Origin of the sequence: Amycolatopsis ponsaeliensis (assembly GCF_030182635.1) — a bacterium.
Taxonomy (GTDB): Bacteria; Actinomycetota; Actinomycetes; order Mycobacteriales; family Pseudonocardiaceae; genus Amycolatopsis; species Amycolatopsis ponsaeliensis.
Genome location: NZ_JAPZLD010000008.1, coordinates 227,449 through 241,330 on the forward strand (window position 1 = coordinate 227,449; position 13,882 = coordinate 241,330).

Below are 13,882 nucleotides of genomic sequence, written 5' to 3' on the forward strand. Positions count from 1 at the left end.
GCGTCAGCGGGCAGTCCGGCCGCGGTGAATCGGGCTAGCGCTTGACGCCGACGATCCCGGCCACGCACTTCGCCGACCCCGACAGGGGCGTGAGCCGGGGGCCGTCCGGCCACCACTCGTCGCACACCGCGAGGCCCGGCCCGGAGGTGGCGTTCGGCGGGAGGAACTCCAGCCCCGGCAGCATGGCTTCGATCTCCGCCCGCGTGCGGAACCGGCCGGCGCCGAGCGGGCCCTGGGTCAGGATGTCCTCGATGCGCTTGGCGATCGCGGTCAGCTCCGGCACCTCGGGGTCGAAGAAGTGCGACAGCACCACGTACGAACCCGGGGCGAGCGCGTCGATGTACTCCCGCAAGACGTCGACGGCGCCGTCGCCCTCGAAGTGGTGCATCGTGCCGACGTGCAGCAGCGCGACCGGCTCCGAGAAGTCGATGTGCTGGAGCACGGTCTCGTCGCGGAGCACCGCCTCCGGCTTGAAGATGTCCGCTTCGACCATGTGCGTGAAGTCGTTCTCCACGAGCAGCGCCCGGCCGTGCGCGAGGACCACCGGGTCGTTGTCGATGTAGACGACCGTGTGGTCCTTGTCGATGCGCTGGACGATCTGGTGCGTGTTCTCCGCCGTCGGCAGCCCGGACCCGCAGTCGACGAACTGCCGGATCTTGGTCTGGGCGGCCAGCATCCGCAGCGCGCGGTTGTGGAAACCGCGGTTGCCGCGGGCGATGTCGACCGCTTCCGGGACCGCCGCGCGGATCTTCTCCATCACCACGCGGTCGACCTCGTAGAAGTTGTTGCCGCCGAGGAACCCGTCGTAGATCCGCGCGATGCTCGGCCGGTCGGGGTCGACCCCGACGGGCTTCTGGCTCGGGGACAGCGACTCGGACATGGCGACCTCGCAGGACTTCGGCGCGTGGCGTGGGGCCACCCAGCGTAGTAGCCCGGGTCCGCGCGGTAAACGCCAGGTCAGCCGCTCGGCCGAAGCCGCTGGTCAGGAATGTCGTCCCGGGCGCGCTCGGCGCGTTCGCGGCGCAGCCGGGCGAGGTGCTGCTCGATCCGGCGGTCGAGGTCGCGTGCGGCCTCGGACAGTTCCGTCAGGTCGCGACGGGACGCCGGGTGGCCGACGGCCCCCGTGTCCACTTCGTCCCCTGCCCTGTCCACTACCGGCACCTCCCGGGTCGGATCGGCCTTGACCTCGTCAAAGCGTTACTGCCCCAACCGGCCCTGACCAAAACAACGACGGCAGTGAGCCTCGGCACGCCGGTGCGGCCGTCCGGTGGACCGGCCGCGAAATCCCTGGTGTCAATTTTGACCAAGTGGTAGAAATTCAAGGAACCCCGTGACCTCCAGGAGCCGGTGATGAGCGAGCTTTCCGTGCAGCTGTACTCGGTCCGCGACGCCTTCGCGGCCGACCCCGCCGACACCCTGCGGCGGCTCGCCGCGATCGGCTTCACCCACGTCGAGCCGTACGGAGTCGTCGAGAACGTCGACGCGCTGCGGGCCGGGCTGCCGGCGAACGGCCTGACCGCCCCGACCGCGCACGCCCGCCTGATCGGCGCCGACCAGGCGGCCGTCTTCGCCGCGGCGGCCGAGCTGGGCATCGGCCTGGTCATCGACCCGCTCGTCAAGCCGGAGCAGTGGCAGGACCCCGCCGACATCGCCGCCACGGCGGACGCGCTCAACGCCGCCGCCAAGCTCGCGGCCGAGCACGGTGTCCAGGTCGGCTACCACAACCACTGGTGGGAGCTCGAGTCCCGGATCGACGGCCGCAGCGCGTTCGAGGTGTTCGCCGACCAGCTCGACCCGGCCGTCGCGCTGGAGGTCGACACGTACTGGGCCACCGCGGGCGGCGAGGACGCGCCCGCCCTGCTGCGCCGCCTCGGCGACCGCGTCCGCGCGATCCACGTCAAGGACGGCGCCCTGGCCACCGACGCCACCGGCCAGGTGCCCGCCGGGCAGGGCCGGGTGCCGCTCGCCGACGTGCTCGCCGCCGCGCCGGACGCCCTGCGCGTGATCGAGTTCGACGCCTACGACGGCGACCTCTTCGAGGCCATCGCCGCCAGCCGCACCTTCCTGACCGGCGCGGCCCGGTGACCGGCGGGCCGGTCGGCGTCGGGATCGTCGGCGCCGGCGTCATCAGCGGCACCTACCTCGAGAACCTGACGAGCTTCCCGGACGTCCGCGTGCTGCGGGTCGCCGACCTCGACACCGAGCGCGCCGCGGCCCGCGCCGCCGAGTACGGCGTGCCGGCCTCGGGCACGGTCGCCGAGCTGCTCGACGATCCCGAGGTCGAGATCGTCGTCAACCTGACCATCCCCGCCGCGCACGTCGACGTCGGGCTCGCCGCCCTCGAAGCGGGCAAGCACGTCTGGGCGGAGAAGCCCCTCGCGCTGGACCGCCAGACCGGGCGCAAGCTGCTGGATCGCGCACGGGAGAAGAACTTGCGCGTGGCGAGCGCGCCCGACACCGTGCTCGGCGCCGCGCTGCAGACCGCGCGCCGGGCGGTCGACGAGGGCCGCATCGGCAGTCCGCTGACCGCGTTGGCGTTGTTCCAGGTGGCGGGCCCGGAGCTCTGGCACCCGGCGCCGGAGTTCTACTACCAGCCGGGTGGCGGGCCGCTGCTCGACATGGGCCCGTACTACCTGACGGCCTTGGTGCACCTGCTGGGCCCGGTCCGGCGCGTCACCGGGGCCGGCGGGCGGGCCCGGGACACCCGGGTCGTCGGGTCCGGGCCGCGGGCGGGGACGGAGTTCCCGGTGACGGTGCCGACCACGGTCGTCGCGCTCGTCGAGTTCGAACGCGGGTCCGCGCAGCTGGTCCTGAGCTTCGACTCGGCGCTCAAGCGGACCGGGCTGGTCGAGCTGACCGGCACCCTCGGCACCGCCGTCCTGCCGGACCCCAACCGGTTCGACGAGCCGACCCGGCTGCACCTGCTCGGCCGTGACGAGCCGGAAGAGCTGGCGCCCGCCGGGCACGCGGCCTCCCGCGGCACCGGGGCGCTGGAGCTGGCCCGGGCGATCCGCGCCGGAGTGCCGGAACGCGCATCCGGCGAGCTGGCCTACCACGTGCTCGACACGATGCTGGCCATCGAGGAGTCCCTGACCCGGGAGCAGACCGTGGACGTCGGCAGCAGCGTCGAGGTCCCGCGCCTGTTGCCGGTGGGCTGGGACCCGTACGCGAAGACCCTCTAGACCGGGACGGTGAGCAGGTTCTGCAGGTAGAAGCGCAGCGATCCGACCAGGTCCACGTCGCCGGGGACCGTCAGCCACTGCACCTGCAGGCCGTCCATCAGCGCGATGAACGTCAGGGTCGCCAGCCCGGGGTCGACGCCGTCCCGCAGTTCGCCGCGGGCGGCCAGGACCGCGAACGACTCGCGCACGCCTTCGCGCGCGGCCCGGTAGTGGCGCACGAAGTACTCGTGCGCCGGGTGGTCCGCGGCGACGGCTTCGGCGGCGAGCCGGGAGTAGAGGTCGACGATCCCGGGGTGGCGGACGTTGTGCTCGGCGAGCGCGACGAAGTGGCGAAGCACCTCGAGGCCGGGCGGCACCGTCAGCTGTTCGCGCTCGGAGTCCTCGGCATCGCGCCGTTCGAGCACGGCGGCGAGCAGGGCTTCCTTGGTGGGGAAGTAGTACAGGAGGCCGGCGTGCGAAATCCCGACGCGCTTGGCGATCTCCCGCAGCGACGAGCCCTGGTAGCCGAGCTCGCCGTACGCCGCGGCCGCCGCCGTGATGATGTCCTCGCGGCGGATCCGGCCCTTCAGGTAGCCCCCGGTCACGGGGTCGCGGTGGTCTCGGCGGCGTGCACGGCCCCATCATGCCGCAGCGGTGTTTCGCACATGCGACGTGAGTGGACGAACAAATCGGTTGTGCGAACGCTCGCGGCTTGCGAACATCGCGGCGTGAAGAGTGCGGAACGGCAGCGGATCATCGTGGAGCGCCTGCGCGACGCCGACCAGGTGGCCGTCGCGGACCTGGCGTCGGCGACCGGCGCGTCGGAGATGACCGTGCGCCGCGACCTCGACCACCTGGCCTCGCGCGGCGTGCTGCGGCGGGTGCACGGCGGAGCCGTCCCGGCGTCGCCGTCCGGGATCGAGCCGCCGTTCGCCGCCCGCGCGACCGACTCGGTCGCGGCGAAGCGGGCCATCGCGGCCGCGGCGGCCGAGCTGATCCGCGACGGCGAAACGATCGTCCTCGACAGCGGCACGACCGCGCTGGAACTCGCGCGGCTGCTGCGCGGGCGCCCGGTCACCGTGATGCCGCTTTCCCTGCACGCGGCCCGCGAACTGGCCGACGACGGGGAAGTCCGGCTGCTCCTGCCGGGTGGCGAGCCGAGGCCGGGGGAGCAGGCCCTGGTGGGCCCGCTGACCCTCGCGTCGCTGCGCGCCCTGCGGTTCGACGTCGCCGTGCTGAGCCCCTGCGCGTTCGGCCTCGACGCCGGGCTCACCGCGTTCGACCTGGGCGACGCCGAGGTCAAGCGGGCGGCCCTCGACGTCGCGGCCCGGGCGATCGTGCTCGCCGACGGCGCCAAGTGGGGCCGTGCCGCGCTCGCCCACGTCTGTCCCGCCGACCGCGCGGACGTAGTGATCACCGACCCGGGTGCGCCCGAGGACCAGCGTGCGGCGCTGGCCGGCCTCGGCGTGCTCGTGCACGTCGCCGTCCCCTTGGAGAACCGATGACGACCGCTCCTCCCCGCCCGCGTGCCGCCCGGTTCGCGACCTTCATGTTCTTCGGCCTCAACGGCTTCGCGATGGGCATGTGGGTCGTGCACATCCCGAACGTCGAGCGCGCGGCCGGCATCTCGCACAGCACGCTGGGCGCGCTGCTGCTGGTGCTCGGCGGCGCGGCGTTCGCGGGCATGCAGATCTCCGGGCCGCTGGTCGACCGGCTCGGCCACCGCCGCCTGGTCCCGGCGGCCGGGGTGCTGCTCGGGCTCGCGCTGCTCGCGCCCGGGTTCGCGAACTCGTGGTGGACGCTGGGGCTTTCGCTGATCCTGTTCGGCTTCGGCAACGGCGCGATCGACGTCGGGATGAACTCCCACGCGGTGGTGGTGGAGCGGGCCTACCCGCGCCCGATCATGGCGGCGTTCCACGCGATGTGGTCGATCGGCGGCGCGTTCGCGGCGGTCATCGGCGCGGCGACGCTCGGCGCGGGCGTGCCGACGGGCGTGACGCTCACCGGCACCGGCCTGCTGTGCGTGCTGCTTTCCCTGGCGTCGGCCCGGTTCCTGATGGAGCCGTCGGACGCGCCGGTGGTTTCGGAGTCGCCCGCCGACGCCGCGCCGGCCCGCCGTCGCACGCCGGGCCGCGTGGTGTGGCTGCTCGGCCTGCTGGCGCTGGCCCTGATGCTGTCGGAGGGCGTGGCCAACGACTGGGCGGCGCTGCACATGGAGAAGGTCCTGGGCACGTCGTCTTCGACGGCGGCGCTGGCGTACGGCGCGTTCGCGGTGGCGATGACGACCGGCCGGTTCCTGACCGACCGCGTCGCGGCCTGGGCGGGCCCGGCGGCGATCGTCCGGTACGGGGCGGCGCTGGCGGCGGTGGGCCTGACGACGGCCGCAGCGGCGCCGTGGGTCCCGCTGTCCCTGGTGGGCTGGGCGGTGTTCGGGCTGGGCCTGTCGGGCGGGGTCCCGCAGCTGTTCACGGCGGCGGGCAACTTGGACACGCGGGCGTCGGGGGCGTTGATGGCCCGGGTGGTCGGGCTCGGGTACGTGGGCCTGCTGGCCGGCCCGGCGTTGATCGGCGGGTTGACGCGGTGGATGCCGTTGAACGTGACCTTCGCGGTGCCGGTGGTGCTGTGCGTGCTGGCGGCGGTGTTCGCGGGAGTGCTGAGCCCGAAGCCGGAGCCGGCGGAGCAGCCCGTCGGCTGACCCCTCGCGCAGGTCCCTGAAGGCCTCCTCGCCGGCTCTCGAAGCCGGTCAGGGGGCTTTCGTGGTTCCGGTCGGTCTGCCTGTAGTGAAGTGGCTAGTGTCGACAGTTCGCTACTTACTCGATTCCGACTCCTTGACACTTGCGGGTGCACGGACGCAGACTCTCTCGAAGTGTCGACACCTTGCGATCCGCAGTGCAGCCATCGGCAAGGAGGAGCGGTTGTGAACCACCCAGAAATCCCGGGGACGCGCTGATGTCCGTCCCGACCACCTGCCTGGACGCGCGGGACCTGCTGCTCGGGCACCAGGCCCGGCGCGGCGGCGGGTTCTCCACCGCGTGTCTCGACCTGAACCTGCAGATCCGCGACGAGGAGTTCGTGGTCATCGTCGGCCCCAGCGGGTGCGGCAAGACCACCTTCCTCGAGGCCGTCGCCGGGCTCGTGCCGGTCGCCGGCGGGGCCCTCGAACTCGGCGGCCGCCCGATCACAGGGCCCGGGCCGGAGCGGTCGCTGGTCTTCCAGCACGCCTCGCTCTACCCGTGGCGGACCGTCCTCGACAACGTCCTCTTCGGACCCCAGGTCCAGGGCAGGCTCACTGCCCAGACCCGGAAACGCGCCGAGGAGCTCCTCGACGTCGTCGGGCTGGCCGAGGTCGCGAAGAAGTACCCGCACGAGCTGTCCGGCGGGATGAAGCAGCGTGTCAACCTGGCGCGCGCCCTGGCCACCGACCCGACGCTCCTGCTGCTCGACGAGCCCTTCGGCGCGCTCGACGCCCAGACCCGCGAGAACCTGCAGGACGAGCTCCTGCGGATCTGGCAGGCGGACGCCGTCACGAAGAAGACCGCGATGTTCGTGACCCACGACGTCAACGAGGCCGTGCTGCTCGCCGACCGCGTGCTCGTCTTCTCCCCGTCACCCGCGCACGTCGCGCTGGAAGTGGTCATCGACGTGCCCCGACCGCGTGACGCCGCCTGGCGGCGCAGCGCCGAGTTCCTCGCGTACGGCGACAAGATCCTCTCGGCCCTCCACCACGAACCCGCAGCTTCGGAGCCGAACCATGACAACAGCGTCTCTCCCGCGCACGACGCCGGCCCCGCCCCCGCCGCCGGCACTGTCGGCGAACTCCGGCTGGGTGCGGCGACACCGTAGCGGGCTGCTCGGCACGGCCGGGATGGCGATCGTCCTGGTGCTGTGGCAGCTGGCGACGGCGCTCGGCCTCGTCGACGTCTCCTTCAGCAGCAACCCGCTGCGCATCGCCGCGGCCGAGGCGAAGCTCTTCGGCTCCGGCGAGATCTACCCGGCGCTCGGCGCGACCGGCCTGGAACTGCTGTGGGGCCTGGGCATCACGTTCGTCCTCGGCATCCCGATCGGGCTCGTGCTCGGCCGCAGCCGGGTCCTGCACGACATGACCGAGCCGATGGTCAACATCCTCTACTCGGTGCCGTACGTGATGTTCCTGCCGATCATCATCTTCTGGTTCGGCATCGACAACACCTCGCGCGTGATCGTCATCGTGTGGGCCGCGATCCTGCCGCTGATCATCAACATCACGGCGGGCGTGCGGAACCTCGACAGCGACTACACCCGCGTCGCGACGGTGTTCTGCACGCCGCGGCTGAAGTTCTTCTACGCCATCGCGTTGCCCGCGACGCTGCCGTACATCCTCGCGGGCGTGCGGCTGGCCGTCGGCCGGGCGCTGGTCGGCGCGATCGTCGCCGAGCTGTTCCTGGCGAGCCAGGGCCTCGGCTACTTCGTGCAGACGCAGACCTCGAACTTCAACATGGACTCGGCGATGGCCGGGATCGTCATCCTCGCCGTGCTCGCCCTGCTGCTGAACTGGGCCGTCCGGCTGGTCGAACGCCGTTTCACCCACTGGGCAGGTGCACAATGAAGACACTTCTCCTGGCAGCCGCTCTCATGCTCGGCCTCACCGCGTGCGGGGGCGGGGCCGGCGGCACGGTCACCGCCGACGCCAGCGGCGCGCTGCCGGTCACCATCGGCTACACCGCGCTCGGCGCGGGCTACTCCGACCTCTACACCGCGCAGGACTACGGCATCTTCGCCAAGCACGGCCTGAACGTGAAGCTCAGCCGGCTCAACGACAGCTCGCAGCTGGTCGCGGGGCTCGCCAGCAACAGCGTCCAGATCGGCGTCGGCGTCGCGGCCGACACCGCCGCGGCCATCATGAAGGGCGCGGACCTCAAGTACGTCGCGATGTCCGAGCCGCACTACAACCTCGAGATGTGGGCGAGCCCCGACGTCAAGTCGGTCGTGGAGCTCAAGGGCAAGAAGGTCGCGATCACCTCGCCCGGTTCGGAAAGCGACTTCGGGCTGACCGCGCTGCTGGAGGCGAACGGCCTCAAGCGCGAAGACGTCACGGCGGTGTTCGTCAAGGGCGTCCCGGCCGAGGTGGCCGCGCTCGGCAGCGGTGCGGTGTCGGCGATCCTCACCCAGCCGCCCAACGGCACCGAGAGCCGGAACAAGGGCGCGCACCGGCTCGCCGCGTTGTCGAACATGCCGTTCCCGCTCGGCGCCTACACCGTGCAGTCGAAGTTCCTGCAGAACAACCGCGAGGTCGTCAAGCGGTTCGTCGCGGCGGAAACCGAGGCGCTGCAGTACATCCGCGGCCACAAGGACGAGACGGTCAAGAGCATCCAGAAGTACAGCGGCGTGCAGAGCACCGAACTGGCCTCCTACGCCTACGACTTCTTCCTCGACGTCTGGGCGAAGACGCCGGTGGTGGACGAGAAGGTGATCAAGCAGGCCTTCGACGAAGCCGCCGAGAACGCCAAGACCACTGCTCCATCGGACATCGCGAAGTACATCGACAACAGCTTCACGGCGTCATGAACTTCGAAGCCGAGTGGACGAAGTACCTGACCGAACGGGACCGCGCGGTGCTCGCGGCGACGTCGTGGGCGAAGCGGGCCCCGTTCGGTCTGGGTGCCAATCCGGTTGTGCTCGTCGTCGACCTGTACTACGCGGCGCTGGGCCTGCCCCGGCAGGACATCGTCGCGGCGGTCGAGGACTGGCCGAGTGCGTGCGGTGCGGACGGCTGGGCCGCCGTCGACCGCACCGCCCCGCTGCTGCGCGCGGCCCGGGACGCCGGCGCCCCGGTGATCTACTTCCACGCGACGCCGCCGCGGTACGGCCGGTGGAACCGCAAGCCGGGCTCGGCGCTGACGCCGAAATCCACTGTGGACCCGAATGCGATCGTGTCCGAAGTGGAGCCGTGGGCCGGGGACATCGTGCTGGAGAAGATCGGCCCCAGCTGCTTCCACGGCACCCCGCTCGACACGATGCTGCGGATGGGCGGCCACGACACCCTGCTCGTCGCCGGCGAAGCCACGAGCGGGTGCGTGCGTTCGACCGTCGTCGACGCCTGCAGCCGCGGTTACCGCGTCGGCGTCGTCGGCGACTGCTGTTTCGACCGGTTCGAGGCGTCGCACTGGCTGAGCCTGTTCGACATCGACCAGAAGTACGCGGACGTGCTCACCGCCGAGGCGGCGATCGGCCACCTCCGCCAGACCTCGCGAAGGATCCCGGCATGACCGACCTGCGGAAGTGGCTCGCCGAAGCCGAGACGGCCGGGGAGGTGCAGACCGTCGAAGGCGCCCACTGGGAGCTCGAGATCGGCGCGCTGTCCCAGGTCAACTACCGGCGTTCGCACCCCAAGGCCCTGATGTTCGACTCGATCAAGGACTACGCTTCCGGTTCGCGCGTGCTGTCCGGCTCGGTCAGCAACCCGCGGCTGCTCGGGTCGGTGCTCGGGCTCGGCTGGGACAACACCGACGAGGACCTCGTCGAGAAGCTCGCCGTCAAGCCGGGGGAGTGGATCTCGCGCTCGGGCGACTTCCACGCTGTCAGCGTCGACGACGGGCCGCTGCTGTCCCATGTGGACGACGAGGTCGACCTGCTGAAGTTCCCGGTGCCGCGCTGGCACGAAGGCGACGGCGGCCGCTACATCGGCACCGGCTGCGCGGTCGTGACCCGCGACTACGACACCGGCCGGATCAACCTCGGCGCGTACCGGATGCAGGTGCAGGACGACGGCCGCGCGGTGAGCGTCAACATCGAGGCGGGCAAGCACGGCGCCCAGCACCTGCGCCGCTGGTTCGAGGCCGAGGGCCGCGCCCCGATCGCGGCGTCGCTGGGCCACCACCCGGCGTACCTGGTGGCGGCCGGCGTCGAGGTGCCCGGCGACGTTTCGGAGTACGACTACGTCGGCGCGATGGCCGGCGCCCCGGTGCGCACGATCGCCGGGCTCGCGACCGGGCTGCCGCTGCCGCACGACGCCGAGATCGCCGTCGAGGGCTGGGTGCGGCCGGACGACAAGCGGCCGGAAGGCCCGTTCGGCGAGTGGACCGGCTACTACTCCGGCTCCCGCGACCCGATTCTCACCATCGACGTCGAGAAGGTGTACTACCGCGACGACCCGATCCTGCTCGGCGCGCCGCCGGGCAAGCCGCCGCACGACTATTCGTACATGCGGACGGTCATGAAGTCCGCGATCATCACCGACTCGCTGCGCAAGACGGGCTTGCCGGGGCTGCGGGGCGTGTGGGCGCACGAAGCGGGTGGTGGGCGGTCGCTGCTGATCGTGGCGATCGAACAGCGTTACGCGGGGCACGCGCGTCAAGCGGCGTACCTGACGTCGCAGCTGCCGAGTGCGGCGTACATGAACCGGTTCACGGTGGTCGTCGACCACGATGTCAACCCGCGCGACCTCGGCGAGGTCGTCTGGGCGATGTGCGGGCGGACCGACCCGTCACTCGACATCGAGGTGATGAAGCGGACGTGGGGCAGCCGGGTCGACCCGCTGACGCTGCCGGGCGCGGTGGCGTTCAACAGCCGCGCGATCATCGACGCGTGCCGGCCGTACGAGCGGCTGGGCGACTTCCCGGCGGTGGCCGAGTCGAGCCCGTCGCTGATCGCCGACGTGAGCCGGCGCTGGCCCGAGGTCCTCGGCTAGTGACGGCGGTGGACCTGCCGGACTTGCGGCGGGAGCTGCTCTTCACCGCGTTGCGCGGGGTGGAGGGCGGCTCGTCGCTGGCGTTCACGATCTTCCAGGAGATCGCGGTGGGCATCGTCGAGGGGCGGCTGCCGCCGGGCCACGAGGTGAACTCGGCCGAGCTGGCCCGCCGGTTCAGCACATCGCGGACGCCGGTGCGGGAAGCGTTGCTGCTGCTGGAACGCGAGTCACTGGTGATCATCCCGCCGCGCCGTCGGCCGTACGTGTCCCCGGTGGACATGGCTCAGGTGCGGGAGATTTATGAGATCCGGGCTTCGCTGTACGCGCTGGTCAGCGAGCTGCTGGTGGCGCGGGCATCGGACGAGGAGATCGCCGGGCTGCGGCGCTGGCAGGGTCTGCTTTCGGCGGACGCTTCTTGTGGTGACGTGGATGCGTACTTTTGGCACAACGTGGGGTTTCGCAACGCCGAGGCGAGCTTGTCGAAGAACGGCGAGCTGCAGCGGCGGTTGAGTTCGCTGGGCCTGCAGATGCACCGGTTCCGGCACTTGAGCTTGTCGTTGCCGGGGCGGCTGCTGCATTCGGTGGCGGACCACGAGAGGCTGGTGAACGCGTACGCGGACCGCGACGCGGGGTTGGCGGCAGCGGTGAGCCGGTCGTTGGTGATGAGGGGCTACCGAGCAATCGAACGCGCCGGCGGCGTGTGACTCACTCCGCCAACCCCGACCACCCGGAAGCCTCGATCGAATGCAACCCGGTCATGATGATCGACCGCGTCAACGCGACCGCCAAAGCAGCATCCCCATCTGCATAAGCCGCCAGCAGCCGCTCGTGATCGGCCACCGACCGGTCCAACCGCCCCGGCAACGACAAACTCACGTGCCGCAGCTGCAAAGTCCGCAACCCCAACGACCCCAGCAACCGCGTCAACTGCCGGTTCCCCGCCACTTCGGCCTCGGCCTGGCGAAACGAAACGTTGTGCCAAAAGTAAGCATCGACGTCCCCGCGTGCAGCGTCGTCCCTCAGGTGCGCCTGCCACGAAGCCAGCACCGACAAATCCGGAGCACCGGCCACGATCAGCTCGCTCACCAGCGCATGCAGCGACGCCCGGATCTCGTACAGCTCCCGCGCCTGGGCGAGCGTCACCGGCGCGACCCGCGGCCGGCGGCGGGCCGGGATGTCCACCAGACCCTCGCGCTGCAACGTCAGCAGCGCCTCCCGGATCGGCGTGCGCGATGTGCTGAACCGGCGGGCCAGCTCCACCGAGTTGACGTCCGCGCCCGGGGGGAGGGAGCCGTCGATGATGCGGCGGGCCAGGTCCTCGACGATCCGGTCGACCAGGGAGACGTCCGCGCGCCCGTCGAGCAGCATCCGGCGCAGGACGTCGGGCGGTTCGGTCACGCGTGTTCCTCCGGGTCGGTCGTCGCCACCACCCGCAATACTTCCAGCATCTGCCGCGCCGCGGGGGGATGACTCGCTTCCAGGAGGCGCACTGCCGCGATCCGCCGCCGTGGCGTGGGCCCGGCGATCGGCACCGCGACGACGTCGGGGCGCTGCGCGACCAGCGCCAGCCGCGGGGCCGCGCCGATGCCGATCCCGGCCGCGACCAGGCCCTGTACCGACAGGTAGTCCTCGGTCGCGAAGCCGATCCGCGGCTCGAAACCGGACAACCGGCACAACGTCGTGAACGCCTCGTCGTACGGCGGCCGGTGGCTGCGCACCACCCACGTCTCGCCGGCCAGCTCCCGCAGCTCCACTTCGGACTCCCCGGCGACCGGATGGTCGAGGGGCACCAGCACGCTGAGCGGGTCGTCGGCCAGGTGGACCCACTCGACGTCGGCGGGCACCGACCGCGGGTCGAAGTCGTAGTCCCAGACCAGGCCGAGGTGGATCGAGCCGTCGCGCAGGGCCGCCGTCATGTCGGACGCGTGCGCCGAGCGCAGCACGATCTTCGTCTCGGGATACCGGCGCTGGTACTCGCGCACGACGCGGGGGATGAGGTCGGCGCCGGCCGTCGGGAACGCACCCAGCCGCACCGACGCGTGCTGCGCCTTGAGGTCCGACATCTCCTGCTCGATGTGCGCGATCGTGCCGAGCAGGCCGGTGCTGCGTTCCGACAGCAGCTTGCCCGCCTCGGTGAGCTCGATCCCGCGCGGCCCGCGGATCATCAGCGGCACGCCCAGCTGCCGCTCCAGCAGCGCCATCTGCTGGGAGACGGCGGAATGCGTCATGAACAGGGCCTCGGCCGCCGCGGTGAACGAGCCGTGCTCGGCCACCGCGGAGAAGATCTGCAGCCGCCGCGCCTCCAGCACCCCGGTCCCTTTCGTCACCGCCCCAGCAGGTCGGCCGGGTCGGCTCTGGTCAGTTCGCCGTCCCATGGTTGCGGCGCCAGCTCCCATAGTCCCACCCGGGCGAGCGCGCGGCGAGCCGTGTAGTCGACGAGGTCGCCGACGGTCCGCGGCCGCGGGTAGAACGCCGGCACCGGCGGCGCGATGATCGCGCCCGCCTCCGTCACCGCGACCATCGACTTCAGGTGCCCCAGGTGCAGCGGGGTTTCGCGGACCATCAGCAGCAGCGGCCTGCCCTCCTTGAGGCAGACGTCGGCGGCGCGGCTGACCAGGTCGTCGGTGTAGCCGGTGGCGATCGCCGAGAGCGTCTTGACCGAACACGGCGCGACGAGCATCGCCGCGACCGGGAACGAGCCGGACGCGATCGTCGCCCCGATCTCGCCCGGCCGGTAGGTGACGTCGGCGAGCGCGCGGACGTCGGCCAGCGTGAGGTCGCATTCGTGGCGCAGGGTGAGGATCCCGGCCTTCGACAGCACCAGGTGCGTCCGGATCCCGGGCTGCTCGCGCAGCAGTTGCAGGACGCGCACACCCAGGCACGCTCCGCTGGCGCCGGTGATCGCCACGACCACGTTCCGGGTTTCCGTCACGACCGCCGCCTTTCCTCAATGGACTCCTCCGGTCATCGCAGCACGAACCCGCGCCGGAAGCGAGGCCCCGGCTGTCAGTTCTCCTTACGCCTGCTGCCAGGAAAGCGCGCTGGTGACCCGCGC

The 13,882-nt window shown here is 71.5% G+C and carries 16 protein-coding genes; 10 read left to right on the plus strand and 6 right to left on the minus strand.

Features of this window, described 5'->3' with window-relative positions:
• Nucleotides 1-34: 34 nt before the first annotated feature.
• Both QQ657_RS14790 and QQ657_RS14795 read right to left on the minus strand, forming a co-directional pair.
• Complete coding sequence (locus QQ657_RS14790) at nt 35-880, minus strand: SAM-dependent methyltransferase (RefSeq protein WP_284742693.1); 846 nt, start codon at nt 878-880, stop codon at nt 35-37.
• A gap of 77 nt (nt 881-957) precedes the next feature.
• Nucleotides 958-1,152: a hypothetical protein gene (locus QQ657_RS14795; RefSeq protein WP_284742694.1), complete on the minus strand. Its 195-nt coding sequence runs from the start codon at nt 1,150-1,152 to the stop codon at nt 958-960.
• A 198-nt stretch (nt 1,153-1,350) separates the two neighbouring features.
• On the opposite strand from QQ657_RS14795, the gene QQ657_RS14800 reads away from it, so the two are divergent.
• Both QQ657_RS14800 and QQ657_RS14805 read left to right on the plus strand, forming a co-directional pair.
• Nucleotides 1,351-2,085 (plus strand): sugar phosphate isomerase/epimerase family protein, encoded by a 735-nt coding sequence (locus tag QQ657_RS14800; protein ID WP_284742695.1) that lies wholly within the window; start codon nt 1,351-1,353, stop codon nt 2,083-2,085.
• Nucleotides 2,082-3,182 (plus strand): Gfo/Idh/MocA family protein, encoded by a 1,101-nt coding sequence (locus QQ657_RS14805; RefSeq protein ID WP_284742696.1) that lies wholly within the window; start codon nt 2,082-2,084, stop codon nt 3,180-3,182. Before QQ657_RS14800 ends, QQ657_RS14805 begins: the two co-directional genes overlap by 4 nt.
• On the opposite strand, the gene QQ657_RS14810 is transcribed toward QQ657_RS14805, so the two are convergent.
• Nucleotides 3,179-3,766 (minus strand): TetR/AcrR family transcriptional regulator, encoded by a 588-nt coding sequence (locus QQ657_RS14810; protein WP_284742697.1) that lies wholly within the window; start codon nt 3,764-3,766, stop codon nt 3,179-3,181. The two genes, QQ657_RS14805 and QQ657_RS14810, sit on opposite strands and share 4 nt — an antisense overlap.
• A gap of 123 nt (nt 3,767-3,889) precedes the next feature.
• Here QQ657_RS14810 and QQ657_RS14815 point away from each other — a divergent pair, with 123 nt between their 5' ends.
• The 8 genes from QQ657_RS14815 to QQ657_RS14850 all read left to right on the plus strand — a co-directional run bounded on the left by QQ657_RS14815 (nt 3,890) and on the right by QQ657_RS14850 (nt 11,531).
• Nucleotides 3,890-4,666: a DeoR/GlpR family DNA-binding transcription regulator gene (locus QQ657_RS14815; protein WP_284742698.1), complete on the plus strand. Its 777-nt coding sequence runs from the start codon at nt 3,890-3,892 to the stop codon at nt 4,664-4,666.
• Nucleotides 4,663-5,856, plus strand: coding sequence for an MFS transporter (locus QQ657_RS14820; RefSeq protein WP_284742699.1), 1,194 nt, complete (start codon nt 4,663-4,665; stop codon nt 5,854-5,856). The genes QQ657_RS14815 and QQ657_RS14820 overlap by 4 nt, the downstream gene beginning before the upstream one ends.
• Nucleotides 5,857-6,110: 254 nt before the next feature.
• Nucleotides 6,111-7,004, plus strand: a complete 894-nt coding sequence (locus tag QQ657_RS14825) for an ABC transporter ATP-binding protein (protein ID WP_284742700.1) — start codon at nt 6,111-6,113, stop codon at nt 7,002-7,004.
• A complete protein-coding gene (locus QQ657_RS14830) occupies nt 6,988-7,746 on the plus strand; it encodes an ABC transporter permease (protein ID WP_284742701.1) in 759 nt (252 codons plus the stop codon). The genes QQ657_RS14825 and QQ657_RS14830 overlap by 17 nt, the downstream gene beginning before the upstream one ends.
• Nucleotides 7,743-8,705 (plus strand): ABC transporter substrate-binding protein, encoded by a 963-nt coding sequence (locus QQ657_RS14835; protein ID WP_284742702.1) that lies wholly within the window; start codon nt 7,743-7,745, stop codon nt 8,703-8,705. Before QQ657_RS14830 ends, QQ657_RS14835 begins: the two co-directional genes overlap by 4 nt.
• Complete coding sequence (locus QQ657_RS14840; RefSeq protein ID WP_284742703.1) at nt 8,702-9,406, plus strand: isochorismatase family protein; 705 nt, start codon at nt 8,702-8,704, stop codon at nt 9,404-9,406. The genes QQ657_RS14835 and QQ657_RS14840 overlap by 4 nt, the downstream gene beginning before the upstream one ends.
• Nucleotides 9,403-10,827 (plus strand): UbiD family decarboxylase, encoded by a 1,425-nt coding sequence (locus tag QQ657_RS14845; protein ID WP_284742704.1) that lies wholly within the window; start codon nt 9,403-9,405, stop codon nt 10,825-10,827. Before QQ657_RS14840 ends, QQ657_RS14845 begins: the two co-directional genes overlap by 4 nt.
• Entirely contained in the window at nt 10,827-11,531 is a 705-nt protein-coding gene (locus QQ657_RS14850; protein WP_284742705.1) for a GntR family transcriptional regulator, read from the plus strand. Before QQ657_RS14845 ends, QQ657_RS14850 begins: the two co-directional genes overlap by 1 nt.
• Nucleotide 11,532: 1 nt before the next feature.
• On the opposite strand, the gene QQ657_RS14855 is transcribed toward QQ657_RS14850, so the two are convergent.
• From QQ657_RS14855 to QQ657_RS14865, 3 genes are read right to left on the minus strand one after another with little or no spacing between them, the layout of a single operon-like run.
• Nucleotides 11,533-12,225: a GntR family transcriptional regulator gene (locus tag QQ657_RS14855; RefSeq protein WP_284742706.1), complete on the minus strand. Its 693-nt coding sequence runs from the start codon at nt 12,223-12,225 to the stop codon at nt 11,533-11,535.
• Nucleotides 12,222-13,154 (minus strand): LysR family transcriptional regulator, encoded by a 933-nt coding sequence (locus QQ657_RS14860; protein ID WP_284742707.1) that lies wholly within the window; start codon nt 13,152-13,154, stop codon nt 12,222-12,224. Before QQ657_RS14860 ends, QQ657_RS14855 begins: the two co-directional genes overlap by 4 nt.
• Entirely contained in the window at nt 13,151-13,759 is a 609-nt protein-coding gene (locus QQ657_RS14865) for a UbiX family flavin prenyltransferase (protein WP_284742708.1), read from the minus strand. Before QQ657_RS14865 ends, QQ657_RS14860 begins: the two co-directional genes overlap by 4 nt.
• Nucleotides 13,760-13,882 lie beyond the last annotated feature (123 nt).